22 protein-coding genes are annotated in these 23590 nt (G+C 60.6%); 10 read left to right on the top strand and 12 right to left on the bottom strand.

The window, feature by feature from the left end; all coding sequences use genetic code 11:
• Window positions 1–155 precede the first annotated feature (155 nt).
• The 4 genes from rep (at window position 156) to L4G42_RS12790 (ending at window position 4677) form a co-directional block, all read left to right on the top strand.
• Window positions 156–2165: a DNA helicase Rep gene (rep, locus tag L4G42_RS12805; protein WP_237250076.1), complete on the top strand. Its 2010-nt coding sequence runs from the start codon at window positions 156–158 to the stop codon at window positions 2163–2165.
• A gap of 39 nt (window positions 2166–2204) precedes the next feature.
• Window positions 2205–2774 carry a xanthine phosphoribosyltransferase gene (locus L4G42_RS12800; protein ID WP_237250077.1) on the top strand — a complete coding sequence of 190 codons (570 nt, stop codon included), beginning with the start codon at window positions 2205–2207 and terminating at the stop codon, window positions 2772–2774.
• Window positions 2775–2907: 133 nt separating this feature from the next.
• The gene (locus L4G42_RS12795; RefSeq protein WP_237250078.1) at window positions 2908–3792 is read left to right on the top strand and encodes an MBL fold metallo-hydrolase; all 885 of its coding nucleotides are present in this window, start codon (window positions 2908–2910) and stop codon (window positions 3790–3792) included.
• Between the two features lie 69 nt (window positions 3793–3861).
• Window positions 3862–4677, top strand: a complete 816-nt coding sequence (locus tag L4G42_RS12790; RefSeq protein ID WP_237250079.1) for a sulfite exporter TauE/SafE family protein — start codon at window positions 3862–3864, stop codon at window positions 4675–4677.
• Between the two features lie 494 nt (window positions 4678–5171).
• On the opposite strand, the gene L4G42_RS12785 is transcribed toward L4G42_RS12790, so the two are convergent.
• From L4G42_RS12785 to dadA, 6 genes are all read right to left on the bottom strand, one after another.
• Window positions 5172–7094, bottom strand: a complete 1923-nt coding sequence (locus L4G42_RS12785; protein ID WP_237250080.1) for an acetyl-CoA hydrolase/transferase C-terminal domain-containing protein — start codon at window positions 7092–7094, stop codon at window positions 5172–5174.
• A gap of 106 nt (window positions 7095–7200) precedes the next feature.
• Window positions 7201–7503 carry a DUF2845 domain-containing protein gene (locus L4G42_RS12780; protein ID WP_237250081.1) on the bottom strand — a complete coding sequence of 101 codons (303 nt, stop codon included), beginning with the start codon at window positions 7501–7503 and terminating at the stop codon, window positions 7201–7203.
• An 8-nt stretch (window positions 7504–7511) separates the two neighbouring features.
• Window positions 7512–8060, bottom strand: coding sequence for a cupin domain-containing protein (locus L4G42_RS12775; protein ID WP_237250082.1), 549 nt, complete (start codon window positions 8058–8060; stop codon window positions 7512–7514).
• 160 nt (window positions 8061–8220) lie between these two features.
• A complete protein-coding gene (alr, locus tag L4G42_RS12770) occupies window positions 8221–9294 on the bottom strand; it encodes an alanine racemase (protein WP_237250083.1) in 1074 nt (357 codons plus the stop codon).
• A 171-nt stretch (window positions 9295–9465) separates the two neighbouring features.
• Complete coding sequence (locus tag L4G42_RS12765) at window positions 9466–9819, bottom strand: RidA family protein (RefSeq protein WP_237250084.1); 354 nt, start codon at window positions 9817–9819, stop codon at window positions 9466–9468.
• On the bottom strand, window positions 9791–11092 hold the full coding sequence (gene dadA, locus L4G42_RS12760) for a D-amino acid dehydrogenase (RefSeq protein ID WP_237250085.1): 1302 nt from the start codon (window positions 11090–11092) through the stop codon (window positions 9791–9793). The genes L4G42_RS12765 and dadA overlap by 29 nt, the downstream gene beginning before the upstream one ends.
• 154 nt (window positions 11093–11246) lie before the next feature.
• Between dadA and dadR the strand changes: the two genes are divergently transcribed.
• Entirely contained in the window at window positions 11247–11735 is a 489-nt protein-coding gene (gene dadR, locus L4G42_RS12755; RefSeq protein WP_065988245.1) for a transcriptional regulator DadR, read from the top strand.
• 34 nt (window positions 11736–11769) lie between these two features.
• Here dadR and L4G42_RS12750 read toward each other — a convergent pair whose 3' ends face one another.
• Entirely contained in the window at window positions 11770–12123 is a 354-nt protein-coding gene (locus L4G42_RS12750; RefSeq protein WP_237259224.1) for a YkgJ family cysteine cluster protein, read from the bottom strand.
• 153 nt (window positions 12124–12276) lie between these two features.
• Between L4G42_RS12750 and L4G42_RS12745 the strand changes: the two genes are divergently transcribed.
• Entirely contained in the window at window positions 12277–13587 is a 1311-nt protein-coding gene (locus L4G42_RS12745) for an NAD(P)/FAD-dependent oxidoreductase (protein WP_237250087.1), read from the top strand.
• A gap of 35 nt (window positions 13588–13622) precedes the next feature.
• On the opposite strand, the gene L4G42_RS12740 is transcribed toward L4G42_RS12745, so the two are convergent.
• Complete coding sequence (locus tag L4G42_RS12740; protein WP_237259225.1) at window positions 13623–13856, bottom strand: DUF1127 domain-containing protein; 234 nt, start codon at window positions 13854–13856, stop codon at window positions 13623–13625.
• 178 nt (window positions 13857–14034) lie between these two features.
• On the opposite strand from L4G42_RS12740, the gene L4G42_RS12735 reads away from it, so the two are divergent.
• Together L4G42_RS12735 and L4G42_RS12730 are read left to right on the top strand one after the other, a co-directional pair.
• On the top strand, window positions 14035–15462 hold the full coding sequence (locus L4G42_RS12735; protein ID WP_237250088.1) for an aminotransferase-like domain-containing protein: 1428 nt from the start codon (window positions 14035–14037) through the stop codon (window positions 15460–15462).
• Between the two features lie 70 nt (window positions 15463–15532).
• A complete protein-coding gene (locus tag L4G42_RS12730; protein WP_237250313.1) occupies window positions 15533–17113 on the top strand; it encodes a phospholipase D family protein in 1581 nt (526 codons plus the stop codon).
• On the opposite strand, the gene L4G42_RS12725 is transcribed toward L4G42_RS12730, so the two are convergent.
• Entirely contained in the window at window positions 17110–18255 is a 1146-nt protein-coding gene (locus tag L4G42_RS12725; protein WP_237250089.1) for an MFS transporter, read from the bottom strand. The genes L4G42_RS12730 and L4G42_RS12725 overlap by 4 nt on opposite strands.
• A 109-nt stretch (window positions 18256–18364) precedes the next feature.
• Window positions 18365–19858 (bottom strand): aldehyde dehydrogenase, encoded by a 1494-nt coding sequence (locus tag L4G42_RS12720; protein WP_237250090.1) that lies wholly within the window; start codon window positions 19856–19858, stop codon window positions 18365–18367.
• Window positions 19859–20118: 260 nt separating this feature from the next.
• Between L4G42_RS12720 and L4G42_RS12715 the strand changes: the two genes are divergently transcribed.
• Window positions 20119–20481 carry a cupin domain-containing protein gene (locus tag L4G42_RS12715; protein WP_237250091.1) on the top strand — a complete coding sequence of 121 codons (363 nt, stop codon included), beginning with the start codon at window positions 20119–20121 and terminating at the stop codon, window positions 20479–20481.
• Between the two features lie 78 nt (window positions 20482–20559).
• On the opposite strand, the gene rpmG is transcribed toward L4G42_RS12715, so the two are convergent.
• Together rpmG and rpmB are read right to left on the bottom strand one after the other, a co-directional pair.
• The gene (rpmG, locus tag L4G42_RS12710; RefSeq protein WP_010225867.1) at window positions 20560–20715 is read right to left on the bottom strand and encodes a 50S ribosomal protein L33; all 156 of its coding nucleotides are present in this window, start codon (window positions 20713–20715) and stop codon (window positions 20560–20562) included.
• 11 nt (window positions 20716–20726) lie between these two features.
• Entirely contained in the window at window positions 20727–20963 is a 237-nt protein-coding gene (rpmB, locus tag L4G42_RS12705) for a 50S ribosomal protein L28 (RefSeq protein WP_037016669.1), read from the bottom strand.
• Window positions 20964–21326: 363 nt separating this feature from the next.
• On the opposite strand from rpmB, the gene L4G42_RS12700 reads away from it, so the two are divergent.
• The gene (locus L4G42_RS12700) at window positions 21327–22916 is read left to right on the top strand and encodes an ABC transporter substrate-binding protein (RefSeq protein WP_237250092.1); all 1590 of its coding nucleotides are present in this window, start codon (window positions 21327–21329) and stop codon (window positions 22914–22916) included.
• Window positions 22917–23590: the final 674 nt, after the last annotated feature.

The raw sequence follows: 23590 nt of genomic DNA, 5'->3' as shown, positions 1-23590 counted from the left end.
AGGTTCGTCAAACGCGAGAATCATCCGCAATGCGCAAATGTAACAAAACGGCGGAATATAGATAGCACGGCGCATCACAGGGTCGGACGGTGGCTGCACAATCCGCTGACCCTGTTAAAATGCCCGCCCTTTTCCAGGCGACCCCATTTTTCCCCATGTCCCGACTCAATCCCCGGCAACAGGAAGCCGTGAACTACGTCGGCGGCCCTCTTTTGGTGCTCGCCGGCGCTGGCTCCGGCAAGACCAGCGTGATCACACGCAAGATTGCCCACCTCATCCAGAACTGCGGCATTCGTGCCCAGTACATTGTCGCCATGACCTTTACCAACAAGGCCGCGCGCGAGATGAAAGAGCGCGTCGGGACCCTTCTGCGCAGCGGCGAAGGGCGCGGCCTGACCGTTTCGACGTTTCACAACCTGGGCCTGAACATCATCCGCAAGGAACACACCCGGTTGGGCTACAAGCCCGGGTTCTCGATCTTCGACGAGACCGACGTCAAAGCGCTGATGACCGACATCATGCAGAAGGAATACTCGGGCGACGACGGCGTCGACGAGATCAAGAACATGATCGGCGCCTGGAAAAACGAATTGATCCTGCCGCCCGAGGCTCTCGCCAATTCGCGCAATCCCAAGGAGCAGACCGCCGCCATCGTCTACAGCCACTACCAGCGCACGCTGAAGGCGTACAACGCGGTGGATTTCGACGACTTGATTCTGCTGCCGGTGAAGCTGTTCGAAGAGCACGCCGACATTCTGGAAAAGTGGCAGCACAAGGTGCGCTACCTGCTCGTCGACGAATACCAGGACACCAACGCCAGCCAGTACCTGCTGGTGAAAATGCTCATCGGCACGCGCTGCCAGTTCACTGTCGTGGGCGACGACGACCAGTCGATCTACGCCTGGCGCGGTGCGCGGCCGGAAAACCTGATGCTGCTCAAGGACGATTACCCGTCTTTGAAAGTGGTGATGCTGGAGCAGAACTACCGCTCCACCAGCCGCATTTTGCGCTGCGCCAACGTGCTCATCGCCAACAACCCCCATGCGTTCGAGAAACAACTCTGGAGCGAGATGGGTCACGGCGACGAAATCCGCGTGATTCGCTGCAAGAACGAAGACGCCGAAGCCGAGCGCGTGGCCATCGAAATCCTCAGCCTGCACCTGCGCACCGACCGGCCGTACAGCGATTTCGCGATCCTCTATCGCGGTAACTATCAGGCCAAGCTGATCGAGCTGAAGCTGCAGCACCATCAGATTCCGTATCGGCTATCCGGGGGCAACAGCTTCTTCGGACGCCAGGAAGTGAAAGACCTGATGGCCTACTTCCGCCTGCTGGTGAACCCGGATGATGACAACGCCTTCCTGCGCGTGATTAACGTGCCGCGCCGGGAAATCGGCTCGACCACCCTTGAAAAGCTGGGCAACTACTCGACCGAGCGCAAGGTGTCGATGTACGCCGCGACCGACGAGATCGGCCTGGGCGAGCATCTGGACGCCCGCTTCACCGACCGCCTCAGACGCTTCAAGCACTGGATGGACGGCGTGCGCCAGCAATGCGCGACGCAAGACCCGATCGCCGCTTTGCGCAGCATGGTCATGGACATCGATTACGAAAACTGGATTCGTCAGAACAGCTCCAGCGACAAGGCCGCCGACTACCGCATGGGCAACGTGTGGTTCCTGATCGAGGCGCTGAAGAACACGCTGGAGAAAGACGAAGAAGGCGGCATGACCATCGAGGAGGCCATCGGCAAGCTGGTCCTGCGCGACATGCTTGAACGTCAGCAGGAAGAGGAAGACGGCGCCGAAGGCGTGCAGATGATGACCTTGCACGCCTCCAAGGGCCTGGAGTTTCCGTACGTGTTCATCATGGGCATGGAAGAGGAAATCCTCCCGCACCGCTCCAGCATCGAGGCCGACACCATCGAGGAAGAGCGCCGCCTGGCCTACGTGGGCATCACCCGCGCCCGGCAGACACTGGCGTTCACCTTCGCCGCCAAGCGCAAGCAATACGGCGAAATCATCGATTGCCTGCCGAGCCGGTTCCTCGACGAACTGCCGCCGGATGATCTGGCCTGGGAAGGCAACGATGACACGCCCGTCGAAGTCAAAGCCGTACGCGGCAATACAGCCTTGGCGGACATACGCGCCATGCTGAAAAGATAACGTTCATTTCGCGCACATCGCGCTCTGAGGACCACCCACGTGGAAGCACTGCACAAGAAAATTCGCGACGAAGGCATCGTGCTTTCCGACCAGGTATTGAAGGTCGACGCGTTTCTCAACCATCAGATCGACCCGGTCCTGATGCAGCAGATCGGCGACGAATTCGCCGCGCTGTTCGCCGACTCGGGCATCACCAAAATCGTCACCATCGAGGCGTCGGGCATCGCCCCTGCGGTCATGACCGGTTTGAAGATGGGCATCCCGGTGATCTTCGCGCGCAAGCATCAGTCACTGACGCTCACTGAAAACATGTTTTCGGCGTCGGTGTATTCGTTCACCAAACAGACCGAAAGCACCATCGCCATTTCCACCCGTCACCTGAACAGCAGCGATCGGGTGCTGATCATCGACGACTTCCTGGCCAACGGTAAGGCGTCCCAGGCGTTGATCTCGATCATCAAGCAGGCAGGCGCAACCGTCGCCGGCCTGGGTATCGTGATCGAGAAGTCGTTCCAGGGCGGCCGCGCCGAGCTGGACGGTCAGGGCTATCGTGTAGAGTCACTGGCGCGTGTGCAGTCGTTGAAAGATGGCGTTGTAACGTTCGTTTGATCCCCCAAGGCCTGAATTTGACACCCCGCACTTCCTGTAAGAGCGCGCTTGCCCGCGAAGACGCCGTAACCGTCAACCTCCGCATCACAGACACAGCGCAACGTCCCTGCATCGGCAACAAAGGAGAGCACACATGATCATTGGCGAAACACTGAGCGTAGAGGCGTTCTTCGATCCGCAGACCTCGACCATCAGTTACCTGGTCATTGACCGCTCTACGCTTCAGGCTGCGCTGATCGACAGCGTGCTGGATTACGACCCGAAATCCGGGCGCACCAGCACGCTGTCCGCGGACAAGCTGATCGACAGGGTTCGCGAGCTGGGCGTGTCGGTGCAGTGGATTCTGGAAACCCACGTCCACGCCGACCATGTTTCGGCGGCGGCTTATCTGAAAGAACAGCTCGGCGGCACCGTCGCGATTGGCAGCCACATTACCCGCGTGCAAAAAGTCTTCGGCACGCTATTCAACGCCAAAGGCGACTTTGCCCGCGACGGTAGCCAGTTTGATCGACTGCTGGAAGATGACGCGCACTTTCAGATCGGCACACTGCAGGCCAGAGCCATGCACACCCCTGGCCATACACCGGCGTGCATGACTTATGTGATTGAAGCGGGGAACGAAGCCGTCGCGTTTGTCGGCGATACGCTGTTCATGCCCGACTACGGCACCGCTCGTTGCGACTTCCCCGGTGCCGATGCGCGCACGCTGTATCGCTCGGTCGGCCGGATTCTCAGCCTGCCGCCGCAGACGCGCCTGTTCATGTGCCACGACTACCTGCCCAATGGCCGTGAGCTAATGTTCATGACCACCGTCGCCGAGCAACGCGCCAGCAACATCCACGTGCGCGAAGGCATCGACGAGGACGCCTTCGTCGAGATGCGTGAGAAACGCGATGCCACCCTCGACATGCCCGTGCTGATCCTGCCTTCGGTGCAGATCAACATGCGCGGCGGCCATCTGCCGGAAGCGGAAGACAACGGCGTGCGCTACCTGAAGGTTCCGATCAATGCGCTGTAAATCCTGCCGAGCGCGCCGATCAGGCGCGCTTATCTAATGCACAGCCCCCACTGAACATGCTCACTTGACATGAATGAACACGAACTGATCGGAGCCGGCCTCGGTACGATCATTGGCGCGGTGTTGGGATTGACGGGCGCGGGTGGCGGCATTCTTGCGGTGCCGCTGCTGGTTTTCGGGCTTGGCCTGACGATGATCGAAGCAGCGCCGGTGGGCCTTCTGGCGGTTGGACTGGCTTCGGCCGTCGGTGCAGCGCTTGGGCTGCGTCAGGGCATCGTCCGTTACCGCGCGGCGATTTTCATCGCGATCATTGGCATCGCGCTTTCGCCGGTAGGCCTGTGGCTGGCGCATCAATTGCCCAATGCACCGCTGGCGTTGGGGTTTGCGCTGATTCTGTTTTATGTGTGCGGGCGGATCTACCGCAAAGCCGCTCACGAGCTGCGCCACGGCAAGCCACCGGATCGAGGGGCATTCAGGCCCTGTGTGGTCAATCCGCTGGTGGGTCGGCTGCGCTGGACCCTGCCTTGCGCACGTTCACTGGCGGCGACCGGCGCATTGGCCGGGCTGTTGTCAGGATTGCTTGGTGTGGGTGGCGGCTTTGTCATCGTGCCGGCATTGACTCGATACACCGACCTTGAGATGAAGAGCATCGTCGCCACGTCGCTGGCGGTGATCGCCCTGGTCTCGACCGGCAGCGTGATCACGGCAAGCGTCAGCGGCGCGATGCACTGGACGGTGGGCCTGCCGTTCGCCGCCGGGGCCGTCGCCGGACTGGTAGTCGGCCGGCAGGTCAGCCGATATCTGGCCGGGCCGAGGTTGCAGCAGTTGTTTGCGGTCAGTGGCTTTTTTGCCGCAGTGTTGCTGGTGATCAAAACCCTCGGTTGAGCGGGTGCAGTTCGCGAGCAAGCTCACTCCTACAGTTTCGCCGCGCGCCCGACATCTGCGTCGGACGCAAATCTACTGTAGGAGTAATCGGAGGTTACGACGGTCGCGAACGCGGTGGGTCTGTGACATCGATGCTGGCTGACAAACCGCATTCGCGGGCAAGCTCACTCCTACAGTTTTGCACCACGTCCAACATCTGCGTCGGACGCAAATCTACTGTAGGAGCAATCGGAGGTTACGACGGTCGCGAAAGCGGTGGGTCTGTCACATCAGGGTTGCCTGACTCAATGCATTCGCGGGCAAGCGCGCTCCTACCGTCTTGCCCCGCGCCCAATATCTGTGCCTGACGCAAATCCCTGTAGGAGCAATCGGAGGTTACGACGGTCGCGAAGGCGGTGGGTCTGTCACATCAGGGTTGCCTGACACAATTGCATTCGCGAGCAAGGTGGAGCGCCACCCCGGTCGCTCTCACGATGTCGTGCCCGCGTCCGTAATCAAGCCGTGGCCTGCAACCCCGCCAGCACCAGCCGCTGATATAGCTCGTCGCGCAACCCCTGGGGATGAGCGAGGCCCATGCGCTGCAGATGCTCCGGGTACGCGCTCACGTCAGGCGCTTCCAGCGTGGCCTTGCCCAGCTCGATGATTTCCGTGAGCTTGAACTTGCTCTTCAACCAGTTCAACGCACGGAGCAGATCGCGCTCCTCGGGCGTGAAATCGCTGCCCAGCGGATACTCGATGAACAGCGACGGGAACTGGTCGCGGATATCCTTCAGCCGCTCGGGCGTGTTCTGGCTGAACAGCGGATCAAGGCGGAAATCCTTCGGCAGCTTGCCGGCCTTTTGCGCCTGATCGATCAGGCCCGGCTGGAAGCGTGAATCGCTGATATTGAGCAGCGCCTCGATCACCGCAGCATCGGTCTTCCCGCGCAGATCAGCGATGCCGTATTCAGTGACGACGATATCGCGCAGATGCCTCGGGATTGTCGTGTGCGCATAGTCCCAGACGATGTTGGAACTGACCTCCCCAGCCGACTCACGCCAACTGCGCAGGATCAGCACTGAACGCGCGCCTTCCAGCGCGTGGCCCTGAGCGACGAAGTTGTACTGCCCCCCGACACCGCTGACCACCCGGCCATCGGCCAACTGATCTGAAACCGCTGCGCCCAGCAAGGTCACGGTGAAACAACTGTTGATGAAACGCGCATCCCGTCGTTGCAGACGCTTGAGGGTCTCGTTGCCGAAAAGCTCGTTGATGTAGCTGATCGCCGTCATGTTGATCTGCGCGATCTGCGCCGGCGTGAATTCCCGCAGTCGCTCGTAGAAACTGCGAGGGCCGAGAAAAAAACCGCCGTGAATCAGCACGCCGTCGCCATAAACCGACTCATCAAGCACCCCGGCATTGGCCATGTGCTGCAGCTCAATGTCGGCGTACACCTTGCGGCGGATGATCCCCGCGTCCAGCAGCACCAGCAGGCCGTTGACCAGCATCTCGCTGCAGCCATAAAGCCCGGTGGCGAAGGGCATCACCCCGCCCTGCGCCTCGATCAACGGCTTCCAGGTAGAAATGCCGTCCAGCTCGGCCAGGCACGCGCGGTAGGTTTCGTTATCGGCCTGGCGCGCAAGCAAGGCGGCGGTCAGGGCGTCGCCCATCGAACCGATGCCGATCTGCAACGTGCCGCCGTCGCGGACCAACGTGCTCGCGTACAAGCCAATGAAATGATCCTGAACACCGACCGGCATGTTCGGCGTCGAGAACAGCGTGCTGCGCTCTTCGTGCTCGATCAGCAGGTCGAAGGTGTCAACGCCGACCTCGGCATCACCCTGCATGTACGGCAAATCCGAGTGGACGTGGCCCAGCATCAGAATGCGCTCGCCCGCCGCACGGCGTTTTTCCACCATCGGCAGCAGGTCGAGGGTGATGTCGGGGTTGCAGCTCAGGCTGAGGTGATCGGGCCGTTGCGGGTCACGGGCGATCAGTTGCGCGATCAGATTCAGGCCGTTGGCATTGATGTCCCGCGCAGCGTGGCTGTAATTGCTGCTGACGTAATCCTGCTGCGCTTCAACACTGCCCAGCAGGCTACCGGGCTGCATGAAGAACTGCTGGACGTGAATGTTGGGAGGGAGGTCGTCCCGGCGCAGATCGGTGAGGAAATCCAGTTCAGGGTAATCGTCGAAGACGCGCTCCAGAAAAGGCTCCAAAAACCGTCCCTGCAAACCGTCGCCGCCATCCGGTCGCCCGAGGCACAAGGCGGTGTAGATCGTGAGTTGCCGATCCGGCAGCGATTTGATTCGGGCATACAACGCGTTGGCAAAGCGATTGGGTTTGCCCAACCCCAGCGGCATACCCATATGGACATGCGCCGGCAACTCGGCCAGCACGTGATCGACAGCTTGCTCGATCGAGCAGGAATGCGGCATCCGGCCTCTCCTGATTTTGTTATTTGATGGGGGTTGGACCGGGCCTTCAGGGCATTTGCTGCAATGCGCCGCTTGCGCCCTCATAAAACGACTGCAACTCGGCGACTCAATCCCGCTTCGTCTCGATTTCTACCAGCTTGTCCTCGACAAATCGCAGGTGTTGTTTTGCACCGTTGCGAGGGCCGTACAACCACAAACTGACCTTGGCAGTGCCGAGCTTCGGAACCCCGTTGCTCCTGAGCGCAGGCATTTGATCAACGCTACTGTCAGGCGCCCCGCACTTTTGACGGACCACATCGGTGGTGTCCCCCAGACTGATAAGCGCCGTGCCGCAGCGCATCGTCGCGTCAGCAGTATCGGCGAAGAGCAAGACGGCCAGCCCGAGGAAGATCAGCTTTCGGCTAATCATGTCGTTGATCAGAAATTCGCTGGCGTGGCAGCGCTGATGAGACGCGCAGGGACGTCGTACGGGTTGCGAAAGCGATGCGGTCGAGAGCTCTCGAAGTAGTAACTGTCACCCTCTTCAAGCACGTAGGTGTCGAGACCGACCACCAGCTCAAGACGGCCCTCGACCACAATCCCGGTCTCCTCGCCCTCGTGCACGAGCATCTCGACGCCGGTGTCGGCACCCGGTGGATAGACTTCGGAAAGGAACGCAATGGCACGGCTCGGATGGGATTTGCCGACCAGTTTCATGGTCACGGCACCGTCCGAGATATCGATCAGTTCGCTGGCTTTATAGACCACTTGGGTCGGGTTTTCGGGTTCGAGCTCTTCGGAAAAGAACTCCACCATGGACATCGGTATGCCGCCCAGCACCTTGCGCAACGAGCTGATCGAGGGGCTGACGCTGTTCTTCTCGATCATGGATATGGTGCTGTTGGTCACGCCCGCTCGTTTGGCGAGTTCACGCTGGGACAGACCTTTGAGTTTACGAATGGATTGCAGTCGTTCACCGACGTCCAATGCGGGAGTCCTCCTGATGATCAAGTTGGGTCAAGTGGCCGCCATCATGGCAACAGCGTTCAGTATTTACAACACTTGAGCCCATGGCCGGAACAGCAAAGGGACTGGCGGCCGTGACTGGCCGCGAAGGGGTGGTTTAGAGGGGATTGCCGAGCGGCGATCAGGCCCCGGTATAGAGCCTCGGCACTCGCTTGAGATTGCAGAGGATTTGGTAGGGGATCATGCCCGCGCTCGACGCAACCTCACTGATGAGGATGTTCTTGCCCCACAGTTCGACGCGGCTGCCCAGCCCTGCGCCCGGCACGTCGGTGAGGTCGACGCAGAGCATGTCCATCGACACACGGCCGAGCAACTGGCTGCGCTGACCGTCGACCATCAAGGGTGTGCCGGTCGGCGCTTGTCGTGGATAGCCGTCGGCATAGCCCATCGCGACCACACCGATGCGCATGTTGCGCTCAGCGACGAATGTACCGCCGTAGCCCACTGGCTCACCGACGGGCAGATCGCGCACGCAGATGACGCGGGACTCGAGGGTCATCACCGGCTGCAAACGATCGGCGACAGATTGCGGCTGATCGAACGGCGTCGCGCCGTAGAGCATGATGCCAGGACGCACCCAGTCACTCGGCACGCTGGGCCAGCCCATGACGCCAGGAGAATTGCGCAGGCTGACTTCCGCGGTCAGGCCGGAACGCGCCGATTGAAAAATCGCCACTTGCTCGTCGGTGCGCACGCTGTCGAGTTCGTCGGCGCGGGCGAAGTGGGTCATCAAGACAATCTTCGCGGCCTTGCCACTGTTCAGCAGCCGTTGATGCGCCGCCTGAAAATCCGCAGGGTGAATGCCCACTCGGTGCATGCCCGAGTCCATCTTCAGCCACACGTTCAGCGGCTTGCCGAGGGCGGTTTGCTCGATGGCATCGAGTTGCCAAAGGGAATGCACCACGCACCAGAAATCATGCTCGACCATCAGCGCCAGTTCGTCAGCCTCAAAAAAGCCCTCCAGCAGCAGAATCGGGGCGTTGATTCCGGCCTGACGCAGCTCCAGCGCTTCTTCAATGCACGCCACCGCGAAGCCATCGGCTTCGGCTTCCAGCGCCTGCGCAACCCGCACCGCGCCATGGCCGTAGGCATCTGCCTTGATGACGGCAAGCGCCTTGGCGCCCGCAGTATCGCGCGCCAGTTGGTAGTTGTGGCGCAGGGCTTGAAGATCGATAAGGGCGCGGGCTGGACGCATGGTGGGGCTTCTTGGTCAGGGTTTCGGAATCTGTAGGAGCGCACTTTCCCGCGATTGCGGTGTGTCAGGCGAGGTCGATGCAGCTAACCCTTTTTTCGCGGGCAAGCGCGCTCCTACAGGAAGATGTTGCGTAAGGTTCAGCGGCACACGGGCGTGCAACGTGCAAATGAGCTACGGCAGCGCCGCAACCACTGACAGCTCCACCAGAATCTCCGGCTCGCACAGCTTGGCTTCAACCGTCGCACGGGCGGGGGCAAGGCCTCTCGGCAACCATTTGTCCCATACGCTGTTCATTCCGGCAAAGTGCGCATCAATATCTTTCAAGTAAATCGTCACCGACAGGATGCGGGTCTTGTCGGTACCGGCCAGGTCCAGCAGTCGCTCAATGTTGTGAAGCGTCTCGCGGGTCTGTTGCTCGATCCCCGCCGCCATGTCGTCGGCCACTTGCCCGGCAAGGTAAACGGTGCCGTTATGGACAACCAACTGGCTCATGCGCTCATTGGTGAGCTGGCGCTGAATGGACATGTCTTGCGATCTCCTTGGAACTGCCGTAACGAGAAATATCGAGGCCTTCAGCACTGATCTGTGGCGCTTTGCGAGCGATCAGGTCAGCCAGCAATCTGCCTGAACCGCAGGCCATCGTCCAACCCAACGTGCCGTGGCCGGTGTTGAGGAACAGATTGCGGTACGGCGTTGCGCCTACGATGGGCGTCCCGTCCGGCGTCGTCGGGCGCAGACCGGTCCAGAAGCTGGCCTGCTGCAGGTCGCCGCCGTGAGGATAGAGGTCGTTGACGATCATCTCCAGCGTCTCGCGGCGACGAGGATTGAGCGACAGGTCGAAGCCTGCGATCTCGGCCATGCCACCCACGCGGATGCGGTTGTCGAAGCGGGTAATCGCGACTTTGTAGGTCTCGTCGAGAATGGTCGAGGTCGGCGCCATTGCCGGGTTGGTGATCGGCACCGTCAGCGAGTAGCCCTTGAGCGGATAAACCGGCGCCTTGATGCCAAGCGGCTTGAGCAGTTGTGGCGAGTAGCTGCCGAGCGCGAGTACGTAGCGGTCAGCCGTTTCGAGCTTGCCGTTGATGCGCACGCCATTGATGACGTCGCCCGCGAAATCAATGGACTCGATCGACTGGCCGAAGCGGAATTCAACGCCCAGCTTCACGCACATCTCGGCCAGGCGCGTGGTGAACAGCTGGCAGTCGCCGGTCTGATCGTTCGGAAGGCGCAGCGCGCCACTGAGAATGTTGCTGACACTGGCCAGGGCTGGCTCGACCCGGGCAATGCCTTCACGGTCGAGCACTTCATACGGCACGCCGGCCTGTTCGAGGACCGCGATGTCCTTGGCGGCGTTATCCAGCTGTTCCTGAGTGCGGAACAACTGGGTGGTGCCCAGACTGCGGCCTTCGTACGCGATGCCGGTCTCGGCACGCAGCTCATCGAGGCAATCGCGGCTGTATTCGGAGAGGCGAACCATGCGCTCTTTGTTCACCGCATAGCGATTCTGGGTGCAGTTGCGCAGCATCTGCGCCATCCACAGGTATTGATCGATATCGGCTGTCGCCTTGATGGCCAGCGGCGCGTGGCGCTGCAGCAACCACTTGAGGGCCTTGAGCGGCACACCCGGCGCGGCCCATGGGGAGGCGTAGCCCGGCGACACCTGCCCGGCGTTAGCGAAACTGGTTTCCATGGCCGCGGCCGGTTGACGGTCCACGACAGTCACCTCGAAGCCCGCACGCGCCAGGTAATACGCAGTGGTGGTACCGATTACGCCACTTCCAAGGACCAGAACGCGCATGTTGATTCCCTCATCGCGGATATCCGCTGACGTTTTCAAGTTTTAAGCAAGGATGTGCGGAGTATAAAAAGGCCCGAGCAGTGCTTTTAACTATATAAACGCCTATATTCGGCGTTTCTTCCCGGCAACCGACGCTTTGGCAGAGGGCTTTTCGATGCGCACCCAGCACCAGTCCAAACGCGAGCTGGACAAGATCGACCGCAACATCCTGCGCATCCTGCAAAACGACGGCCGGATCTCCTTCACCGAACTGGGCGAACGGGTCGGGCTGTCTACCACGCCGTGTACAGAACGGGTCCGTCGGCTGGAGCGTGAAGGCATCATCATGGGCTACAACGCCCGCCTCAATCCGCAGAACCTCAAGGCAAGCTTGTTGGTGTTCGTCGAGATCAGCCTGGACTACAAATCCGGTGACACCTTTGAAGAATTCCGCCGCGCGGTACTCAAACTGCCCCACGTGCTGGAATGCCATCTGGTGTCAGGGGATTTCGACTATCTGGTGAAGGCGCGGATTTCAGAGATGGCGTCTTACCGCAAGCTGCTGGGCGACATTCTGCTCAAGCTGCCCCATGTGCGGGAGTCCAAGAGCTACATCGTGATGGAAGAGGTGAAGGAGAGTTTGTGCCTGCCCATTCCGGAGTAAGCATGCGTAACGGGCTCACTGCAACTGGCTTCGGCTAAACCAATACCTGCCGCGTCGACGCGATGAACTCATGCACCTGCTTCTCGGCGCGAGGGTGAATCAAGACGTCAGGGCGGCGGCCATTGGGGCATGGCAGGGTTTTCGTGGTGCCAAATAGACGGCAGATCAGCGGTCGCTCGTCGTAGACGGTGCAGCCACTGGGCCCCAGGTGTACGCAGTTCAGCTCGTTGAGCGCCGCTTCCTGCTCGGCAGGCGTCTTGCGCGGCAAACGCGACATCTCTTCGGACGACGTGGTAACCGGCCCACAGCAATCGTGGCAACCCGGGACGCATTCCAACGACGGAATCTGCCGCCGCAGATCGCGGATTTTCTCGCTGTTGCAGCTCATAGCGGCAGTTTCCCCTGTGAAAGGTGCTGATTGTGCCCCAGCGCCACTGCGACTGACACCTAGGTGATCATCCGCTGGCATTTTCTTGCCCGTACAACCCGACCCCGCTACCCTCCGTAAAATTTTCCAAACAGTGCTCTCGGGATATTCAACATGAATGCTCGGTCTCCCCAGCCCGGATTGTCTGATCACGCGGCCTCTTACTACGCCGCCACCTCCCATCCCCAGCCTGACTCCCCTGCCCTGCAAGGCGAGATCAAAACCGACGTCTGCATCATCGGTGGCGGATTTTCCGGGCTGAACACGGCGATCGAACTGGCTGAACGCGGCCTGAAGGTGGTGCTGCTGGAGGCGCACAAAATCGGCTGGGGCGCGAGCGGGCGCAATGGCGGGCAACTGATCCGCGGGGTCGGTCACGATGTGGACCAGTTCAGCAATGTCATCGGCGAGGATGGCGTTCGTCAGCTCAAGCTGATGGGCCTCGAAGCGGTGGAAATCGTCCGCGAGCGCGTCAGCAAATACCAGATCGACTGCGACCTGACGTGGGGTTACTGCGATCTGGCGAACAAGCCCAAGGAATTCGAGGGTTTCGCCAAGGACGCAGAAGAGCTGCGCAGCTTGGGTTACCGACACCCGCTTGAATTGGTTGAAGCGGGCAACGTCAGCAGCGTCATCGGCTCGCCCAACTATGCCGGCGCCATGCTGGACATGGGCTCGGGCCATCTGCATCCGCTGAACCTGGCGCTGGCAGAAGCCGCCATCGCCCGGTCGCTGGGCGTGCAGGTGTTCGAACACTCGGCAGCGACGCGGCTGGAATACGGGGCAGAGGTCAACATTCATACAGCCCACGGGCGGGTGCGCGCCAGTACGCTGGTGCTGGGCTGCAATGCGTATCTCAATGAGCTCGATGGGGAGTTGAGCGGCAAGGTCCTGCCCGCCGGCAGTTACGTCATCGCCACCGAGCCGCTGAGTGAAGCACTCGCCAGCCAGCTGATTCCACGCAATACCGCGATGTGCGATCAGCGCGTGGCGGTGGATTATTTTCGCCTGTCGGCTGATCGGCGCCTGCTGTTCGGCGGCGCCTGTCACTATTCAGGCCGGGACCCGAGCGACATTGCCGCGTACATGCAGCCAAAGATGCTCAAGGTGTTCCCTCAGCTCAAAGACGTGAAGATCGATTTTCAGTGGGGCGGGATGATCGGCATCGGCGCCAACCGCTTGCCGCAGATCGGGAGGCTCCATAAGCATCCAAACGTTTTCTACGCCCAGGCGTACGCGGGGCACGGGCTGAACGCGACGCATCTGGCCGGCAAGTTGCTGGCTGAGGCCATCAGCGGCCAACACAGTGGCGGGTTCGAGCTCTTTGCCAAAGTCCCTCACATCACCTTCCCAGGCGGCAAACATCTGCGTTCGCCGCTGCTGGCGCTCGGGATGTTGTGGCACCGCTTCAAAGAGCTGGTGTAACCGGCCTCGCCCTGTGAGGGCAACTGTCACAGTCCTCATTCGCGCCAGAAAGGCTTGAGGCCTTCATGGCGCGCCTGCTCGCTGCTCAAGCCAATATCCCGCAACTGCTCGTCAGTCAGTTTCAACAATGCGCGCCGAGTGGCTCGGCGATGCTGAAACAGCCCCCACATCCCCAGCCCTTCCGGTGCGTTGATGCGCGAGCCCGCGTCATGCTCACGGACCAGCTCACCTGCATACAGCGTTAACCGAACATCACTTATTCCGCTCATTTCCAGACACCTCATGGTAGGTTTCGAGTGAATTCATGATGTGTCTGTATGGAAAACCATTACAGATCCAAAGAATTATTATTCTTTGCATACAGATCGGTTTCATCCCGCGCTGAATGCTGTATTTTCCCAACATCTGTATCGGTTTGCCGATCGCATTACCTTGTGGGAGTACGCCATGACCCTCTACGTCAACCTTGCCGAATTACTCGGCACACGCATCGAAAACGGCTTTTATCGCCCCGGCGACCGGCTGCCCTCGGTGCGTGCGTTGAGTCTTGAGCATGGCGTCAGCCTGAGCACGGTGCAGCAGGCGTATCGATTGCTGGAAGACAACGGCCTCGCACTACCACGCCCCAAGTCCGGGTATTTCGTACCGGCTGGCCGCAAGACGCCCGCCCTGCCTGCGATAGGCCGCCCCGCGCAGCGCCCTGTGGAAATCTCTCAGTGGGATCAGGTGCTGGAACTGGCGCGAGCGGCTCCCAGCCCTGACGTGATTCAGCTGGGTCGCGGCATGCCCGACGTCACCAGCCCGACCTTGCGCCCACTGACCCAGGCGCTGGGCCGGATCAGCCGTCGCTCGGACATGCCCGGCCTGTATTACGACAACATCCACGGTCGGCGCTGCCTGAGGGAACAAGTCGCGCGGCTGCTGCTGGATTCGGGCACCAGCGTTGACCCCGATGACCTGATGATCACCACCGGCGCCCAGGAAGCACTGGCCATCTGCATCCGTTCGGTCTGCGAGCCGGGCGACATCGTCGCAGTCGACTCGCCCAGCTTTCACGGGGCCATGCAGGCGCTCAAGGGGCTGGGCATGAAAGCCCTGGAAATCCCCACCGACCCGCTCACTGGCATCAGCCTCGACGCATTGGAGCTGGCGCTGGAACAGTGGCCGATCAAAGCCATACAGCTGACGCCGAGCTGCAACAATCCGCTGGGCTACATCATGCCGGAGGACCGCAAACGCGCACTGCTGACGCTGGCGCAACGCTTCGACGTGGCGATCATCGAAGACGATGTGTATGGCGATCTGGCCTACACCTACCCTCGCCCGCGCACGATCAAATCCTTCGACGAAGACGGCCGCGTCCTGCTCTGCAGCTCGTTTTCCAAGACGTTGGCGCCTGGCTTGCGCGTCGGTTGGGTCGCGCCCGGTCGATACCTTGATCGCGCTTTGCACATGAAATACATCAGCACCGGTTCGACCGCGACCCAGCCGCAGCTGGCAATTTCCGATTTTCTCAAGGCCGGGCACTACGAGCCGCACGTGCGCCGGATGCGCGGCCAGTACCAGCGCAGTCGCGACCTGATGACCGGCTGGGTCACGCGCTACTTCCCGGAAGGCACCCGGGTGAGCCGTCCCCAGGGCGGATTCATGCTGTGGATCGAGCTGCCGGAAGATTTCGACTCCTTGCGCCTGAACCGCGCGTTGCAGGGGGAAGGCGTACAGATTGCCGTCGGCAGCATCTTTTCGGCGTCGGGTAAATACAGAAATTGCCTGCGCATGAATTTTGCCGCCAAACCGACCGCGCAAATCGAGGACGCAGTCCGCAAGGTCGGCGCTGCCACGGCGCTGCTCATGCAGCGCGTCGAGCCTGCATAACCTTTTGCAGCTTTTAACCTTTTCCAGAAAGCGCGGTCATATCGCCATGACTGATTTTCGGATGACCGCGTTGACGAACTTACGGGCAATGCCCCTCCTGCTGGCTCTTGCTCTCGGCCTCAGCGGTTGCGCGCACACGCCCGCCCCCGACGGTCCGAGTCAGGCCTTGCCAGCGGCGCAGTCTTCGTTCGGGCGCTCGATCATGGCCCAGGCGGCACCTCACGAAGGTCGCTCGGGCTTCCGCCTGCTGCCCAACAGCACCGAAGCCTTCATGGCCCGCGCCGAGCTGATTCGCAACGCCAAAACCAGCCTGGACCTGCAGTACTACATCGTTCACGACGGCCTGAGCACCCGGGCGCTGGTTGATGAATTGCTCAAAGCCGCCGATCGCGGCGTCCGCGTGCGCATCCTGCTGGATGACACCACCAGCGATGGGCTGGATGAAGTCATCGCCACACTCGCTGCGCACCCGAACATCCAGATCCGCCTGTTCAATCCGCTCAATCTGGGCCGCAGCATGGGCGCCACCCGTAATCTGGGTCGGCTGTTCAACCTGTCCCAGCAGCATCGACGCATGCACAACAAGCTGTGGCTGGCCGACGGCGCCGTGGCCATCGTCGGCGGGCGCAATCTGGGCGACGAGTATTTCGACGCCGAACCCAATCTGAATTTCACCGACATCGACATGCTCAGCGTGGGCCCGGTCGCGGAACAGCTGGGTCACAGTTTCGATCAGTACTGGAACAGCACGCTCAGCAAGCCGATCAACGACTTCCTCTACTGGCCGCCCGACCGCAAGGATCTGGCCAAGGCGCGCGTGCGTCTGGCCGAATCGCTGGATCAGGCCCACGTAGAGAAGAAGGCCCTGTATGAACGGCTGATGGACTATCGTCCTCACCCGCGCATGAAGACCTGGCTCAATGAGCTGATATGGGCGCACAACCAGGCCTTGTGGGACGCGCCGACCAAGGTACTGTCACGCGGCGAGCCTGATCCGCACCTGCTGCTGGCAACCCAATTGAGTCCTGACCTGGGCAACGTGCATCAGGAATTGATGCTGATCTCTGCCTACTTCGTGCCCGGGCAGGAAGGCCTGGTGTACCTGACCGGGCTCTCCGATAAAGGCGTGTCGGTGAACCTGTTGACGAACTCGCTGGAGGCCACCGATGTGCCGGCGGTGCATGGCGGCTATGCGCCTTACCGCCGAGCGCTGCTGGAGCACGGCGTGAAGCTGTTCGAACTGCGCCGCCAGCCAGGCGACCCGAGCAATGCCGGGGGAAGCGGGCCGAAGTTTTTGCGCACAAACCTGATCAAGGGCGGCTCGGAATCGAGCCTGCACAGCAAGGCGATGATCTTTGATCGACAGAAGATGTTTGTGGGTTCGTTCAATTTCGACCCACGGTCAGTGCTGTGGAACACTGAAGTCGGCGTGCTGGTCGACAGCCCCGAGCTGACCGAATACCTGCGCGAGCTGGCGCTCCAGGGTATGGCGCCGGCCATCAGTTATCAGGTCAAGCTGGAGAACGACCGACTGGTGTGGGTGACCGAGGACAACGGCAAAATCCACACGCTGTCCAAAGAGCCTGGCGACTGGTGGCGCCGGATGAACGCCTGGTTCAGCACGGCGGTCGGCCTGGAAAAGATGCTTTAAGCCGCCACCGCTGGCGCGCCAAATGCCTTGGGACGCTGGGACAGAATGACCAACCCCAGCGCGCCCGCCGCCATTAGCAGCGGCAGCGCCTGACCACTGACCCACTGGCTGCCAGCGCCTGCGGCCAAAGGGCCGAGCAGGCAACCGATTCCCCACAGCTGGGCGACGTGGGCATTGGCGCGCACCAGGGCGTCATCGCGATAGCGCTCGCCAATCAGAATCAGCGACAGCGTAAACAGCCCGCCCGCACTTGCGCCGAACAGCACCCACAACGGCCAGATGACGATGGTGTCGACCAGCAGCGGGATCGCCAGGCTCGACACCATCAGCACCAGCGCACACCCGGAAAACAACCGCCGACGGGAAACCCTGTCGGCCAGCGCCCCAATCGGCAGTTGCAGAAGCGCATCACCCACCACCACGGTGCTGACCATCGCCAAGGCCACTTCAGGCGTGAAACCCTGTTGCAGGCAATACACCGGCAGCAAGGTCAGGATCATCGCTTCAAACCCGGCGAATAGCGCGATGGCCCATGCAATTGCCGGCAAACTCCGACAGAAGCCGCCAAGATCGCGCAGCGTCACATGGCTGGACTCCGCGCTCGGCGCGCCTGTTCTGCCCAGCAATAGAAACGGCGATACCGCCAGCAACAGGGTCCCGACCCAGAACCCGTAATCTGCTTCCGTGCCAATGAAGCCCAGCAGCACGGGCCCCCCCAGCTGACTCAGCGCGTAGGAACTGCCGTACAGCGCCACCAGCTTGCCGCGCAGCCTTTCGATCACCAACTGGTTGATCCAGCTTTCGCCGAGCACGAACACAATGGTGAGGATTGTCCCGAGCATCAGGCGCAGGACCAGCCATATCCAGTAATTGGGCAGTAACGCCAGCAAACCCACTGAAAATGACCCGGCCCACAGGCACAGCCGCATCAGGTTGGCGGTGCCGAGTCTTGAAGCGAGTCGGCTGGCAAGGCTGGCACCCAGCAACACGCCGATCGCAGGCATCGCGGCCATGACGCCAATGGCAAACGCGCCGTAACCCCAGGCTTCCAGCCGCAGCGACACCAGCGGCATGCTCACGCCCAGCGCCAGGCCGACGCTCAACACCGACGCCAGCACAGCGAAATAAGTACCCCAACGCATCACCACGCTCCTGTGGCTCAAAGGGACGAAACAAAACAGCCGGGCTTTGAGAAAAGCCCGGCTGCGTTGGTTTTTTACAGCGACTGAGTTTTGAAGCGCGCGCGGCCTTTTACAGCTTGATCCAGGTCGCCTTCAGCTCGGTGTATTTATCGAACGCATGCAGCGACTTGTCGCGCCCGTTGCCGGACTGCTTGAAGCCACCAAACGGCGCGGTCATGTCGCCGCCATCGTACTGATTGACCCACACGCTGCCCGCGCGCAACGCCTTCGCGGTCAGATGCGCCTTGGACAAGTCAGCCGTCCACACCGCCGCGGCCAAGCCATAAGGCGTGTCGTTGGCAATCTGAATGGCTTCTTCAGCGGTATCGAAGGTCAGCACAGAAAGCACCGGCCCGAAGATCTCTTCCTGAGCAATCTTCATCGCGTTGGTCACGCCGTCGAAAATCGTCGGCTCAACGTAGGTGCCGCCGGTTTCCTGAAGAATGCGCTTGCCACCGGCGACCAGCTTGGCGCCGTCGGTGTGTCCGGCTTCGATGTACGACAGGACGGTATTCATCTGCTGGGTGTCGACCAGCGCGCCGACCGTGGTTGCCGGATCAAGCGGGTTGCCCGGCTTCCAGGCTTTCAGCGCGTCGATCACCATCGGCAGGAATTTCTCCTTGATCGAGCGCTCGACCAACAGGCGCGAACCGGCCGTGCAGACCTCGCCCTGGTTGAAAGCAATGGCGCTGGCCGCAGATTCGGCCGCAGCTTGCAGATCCGGCGCATCGGCGAAGACGATGTTCGGGCTCTTGCCGCCGGCTTCCAGCCAGACGCGCTTCATGTTCGATTCGCCCGAGTAGATCAGCAACTGCTTGGCAATCTTCGTCGAACCGGTAAACACCGCCGTATCGACGTCCATGTGCAGCGCCAGTGCCTTACCCACAGTGTGACCGTAACCTGGCAGCACGTTAAGCACGCCAGCCGGAATACCGGCTTCAATGGCGAGTTGAGCGACGCGGATGGCGGTCAGCGGGGATTTTTCCGACGGTTTGAGGATCACCGAGTTGCCACTCGACAGCGCAGGACCGAGTTTCCAGGAAGCCATCAGCAGCGGGAAATTCCACGGCACGATGGCCGCCACCACGCCAATCGGTTCGCGAGTCACCAGCCCCAGCTGATCGTGCGGGGTGGGCGCCACTTCGTCGTACAGTTTGTCGATGGCCTCGCCACTCCAGCTCAACGCCTGAGCGGAGCCGGGAATGTCGATGCCGTAGGAGTCGCTGATGGGCTTGCCCATGTCGAGGGTTTCGAGCAGCGCCAGCTCTTCGACGTTCTCGTTGATCAGCTCGGCCAGACGAAGCATGGCTGCCTTGCGCTTGGCCGGCGCCAATCGCGACCAGACGCCGGAATTGAACGTAGCCCGGGCATTTTCGACGGCGCGTTGCGCATCGGCGGCGTCACAACTGGCTACGTGGGCAAGGAAGCGGCCATCGACCGGACTGATGCAGTCGAACGTCGAGCCGGATGCGGCGTCTGTGTATTCACCGTTGATGAAAGCACGGCCTTCGATTTTCAAATCCTGGGCGCGTTGTTCCCAGTCAGCATGAGTCAGGGTGGTCATGAAACGTCCTCCTCTTATGAAATAGGCGCGTCTTCGCACTCGAATCGGGCTTCAGGACAGGTCCTGAAGCGTCATCGGATCGGCCGAAGGCGTTCGCCACCCTAAACCAGCATTGGGCGGATTTCCAATATGTTGGACAGAAGCGGGCGAAACCTGGCCGGATCGTGCATTTTATTCAACAGCCGCCCGGGCTCGCCTGCGCTTTCCATCCGGCCCTCTGCGAGCAACAATCACGCAGCCCCCACTTTCAGGAATCAAATATGAGCATCGAAAGCATCGTCGACTTCAGCGAAGCCACTACTGCAGCGGAGCGTTTCACGCCTGCTGCTGAAAAGATTCTCAAGGGCGAGCCGAACCAGACGGTTTATAACCATTACAACAGCCCGTGCGGGCAGTTGAATGCAGGCGTCTGGGAAGGGGAAGTCGGCCAGTGGAAAGTGAATTACACCGAGCATGAGTACTGTGAAATCGTGCAGGGCGTCTCGGTACTTCGTGACGAAGAGGGCAAGTCGAAAACCCTGCGCGCCGGTGACCGGTTCGTGATTCCCGCAGGTTTTAAAGGCACGTGGGAGGTGCTGGAGGCATGCCGCAAGATCTATGTGGTGTTCGAACAGAAGGTCTGAGTGTTATGTGACCGACTTTAGTGCACCCACAAAAAAGCCCGCATCGCTGCGGGCTTTTTTGTAAGACGCAAAAATCAATTACTTGATTTTGGCTTCTTTGTAGATCACGTGCTTACGAACAACCGGATCGAATTTTTTAATTTCGATTTTGTCCGGAGTCGTGCGCTTGTTCTTGTCGGTGGTGTAGAAGTGGCCGGTGTTAGCGGTCGACACCAAACGGATCAATTCACGCATGATTTTCTCCCTTAAACCTTCGCGCCAGCACGGCGGATTTCGGCCAGAACAACCGTGATACCACGCTTGTCGATGATGCGCATGCCTTTAGCAGATACGCGCAGACGTACGAAGCGTTTCTCTTCTTCAACCCAGAAGCGGTGATGCTGCAGGTTTGGCAGGAAACGACGACGGGTTTTGTTGTTTGCGTGGGAAATGTTATTCCCGGTTACCGGACCCTTACCGGTAACTTGACATACTCTCGACATGCCTCAGCCCTCTAAAACCACATGCCCAACCCGGCATGGGTTGGCCGCTTAATCTCTCAGTCATTTGGCGCCAGGCGCCGCGTTTCTTCAGGGGTCTTACCGGCCACACCTGCGGTGAAGGCAGCGGGCCCCTAGAAAAGAGCGCTGCTTTATACCAGAAAGCCCCCGGTGCAACAACACAAACCACGAATTGCCTGTTAGAAAGCCAGGGCTTTAAACCCGGCAAGGCCAGCAGCGTTAGGCGCAGCGGGAAATATACCACTCGTCGCGCCGCAGCGATTGTTCTGCATCAATCGATGGTCTAGGGTTACTGACTCTCCAGACTGCGCCGGCAGATGGGCTATCTCTGAAAGGAAAATCGCCATGCGCCTAGCCGTTTTACCCCTATTGCTCGCGTCCCTGTCCACGCCATTCCTGGCCCAGGCGGCAACGACGCTGAGCGTCTGCACGGAAGCCAGCCCCGAAGGCTTTGACGTGGTGCAGTACAACTCGCTGACAACCACCAACGCTTCGGCCGACGTGCTGATGAACCGTCTGGTTGATTATGACGCCAGGGACGCCAAGCTGGTGCCGAGCCTGGCGCAGAGCTGGAGTGTGTCGCCTGATGGACTGACGTATGACTTCAAGCTTCGCTCCGGCGTGAAATTCCATCACACCGACTACTTCACCCCGACGCGCGAGCTCAATGCTGACGACGTGGTGTTCAGCTTCCAGCGCATGCTCGATCCGGCCAATCCGTGGAATAAGGTCGCTGCGCAGGGCTTCCCACACGCGCAGTCGATGCAATGGCCATCGCTCATCAAGAAAGTCGAGGCGACCGACGCCACTACAGTGCGCATCACTCTGGACCACCCGGATGCGACGTTTCTGGCGACGCTCAGCATGGGCTTCGCTTCTATTTATTCTGCCGAGTACACCGCGCAGTTGTTGAAGGCCGGCACTCCGGAGAAGCTCAACAGCCAGCCGATCGGCACCGGTCCTTTCGCCTTCAAGCGCTTTCAGAAAGACTCGGTGGTGCGTTACGAGGCCAATCCGGATTACTTCGCCGGCAAGCCCGCCGTCGATACGCTGGTCTACGCGATCACGCCTGACGCCAACGTTCGCCTGCAGCGTATTCGCCGGAATGAGTGCCAGGTCGCCCTGTCGCCAAAGCCCCTTGACGTCGCAGAAGCCGTGAAGGATTCAAACCTGCAGGTCGAAAAAACGCCTGCCTTCATGACCGCTTTCCTGGCGATCAACAGTCAGCATCCGCCGCTGGACAAGCCGGAAGTCCGTCAGGCAATCAACCTGGCGTTCGACAAGGACACTTACCTGAAAGCGGTGTTCGAAGGCTCGGCAAGCCCGGCCAACGGTCCGTACCCGCCTACAACGTGGGGTTACGCCAGCGACTTGCCCGGCTACAAACATGACGTGGCGAAAGCCAAGGAACTGCTGGCCAAGGCCGGTCTGAAAGACGGATTCAAGACGACGATCTGGACTCGCCCATCAGGTAGCTTACTCAATCCCAATCCGAACGCTGGCGCGCAGTTGCTGCAGAACGATCTGGCGGCGGTAGGGATCAAGGCAGAGATCAAAGTCATCGAATGGGGCGAGCTGATTCGCCGCGCAAAAACCGGCGAGCACGACCTGCTGTTCATGGGCTGGGCGGGTGATAACGGCGATGCGGATAACTTCCTGACGCCGCAGTTCTCCTGCGCTGCAGTCAAATCCGGCACCAACTTCGCGCGCTACTGCGATGAAGGGCTGGACAAGCTGATCAGCCAGGGCAAGGCCGTGACCGATCAGGCACAGCGCAGCAAGCTGTATCACCAGGCTCAGGAGCAGATCCAGAAGCAGGCATTATGGCTGCCGCTCGCACATCCAACGGCCTACGCCCTGACGCGCAAAAATGTTGAGGGTTACAGCGTGAGCCCGTTTGGTCGTCAGGATTTTTCCAAAGTGACCGTGAAGTAATTCGCAAAAACCATGGAAGTGAGCGCGCTCAGTAGGACCGGCTTCAGCCGGGAAGGGGCCAGTTTGTACACCTTCAATTATGAGGCGTGACTGCCGACGTCTTCCCGGCTAAAGCCGGTCCCACTGTCGAGGTCACAGCCGGTCCCACGGTCGAGGTCACGCCCAATACCTCTGGATGCGCACGACGCTTTTAGTGGGACCGGCTTCAGCCGGGAAGAGGCCGGTTTGCACACCGACAGTTATGCGGTGTGACTGCCGACGCCTTCCCGGCTAAAGCCGGTCCCACGGTCGAGGTCATGCCCAATACCTCTGGATGCGCACGACGCTTTTAGTGGGACCGGCTTCAGCCGGGAAGAGGCCGGTTTGTACACCGCCAGTTTGCGGTATGACTGCCGACGTCTTCCCGGCTAAAGCCGGTCCCACTGTCGAGGTCACAGCCGATGCCACTGGATGCGCACGACGCTTTGAGTAGGACCGGCTTCAGCCGGGAAGACGCCCGTTTGCACACCGACAGTTATGCGGTGTGACTGCCGACGCCTTCCCGGCTAAAGCCGGTCCCACGGTCGAGGTCACGCCCAATACCTCAGGATGTGCGCGATGCTTTTCAGTAGGACCGGCTTCAGCCGGGAAGAGGCCCATATGTGCGCCGTCAGTTATGCGGCGTGACTGCCGAC

The organism is Pseudomonas petrae (assembly GCF_021728295.1).
GTDB lineage: Bacteria > Pseudomonadota > Gammaproteobacteria > Pseudomonadales > Pseudomonadaceae > Aquipseudomonas > Aquipseudomonas petrae.
This window is presented reverse-complemented; position numbering and strand designations above follow the sequence as displayed.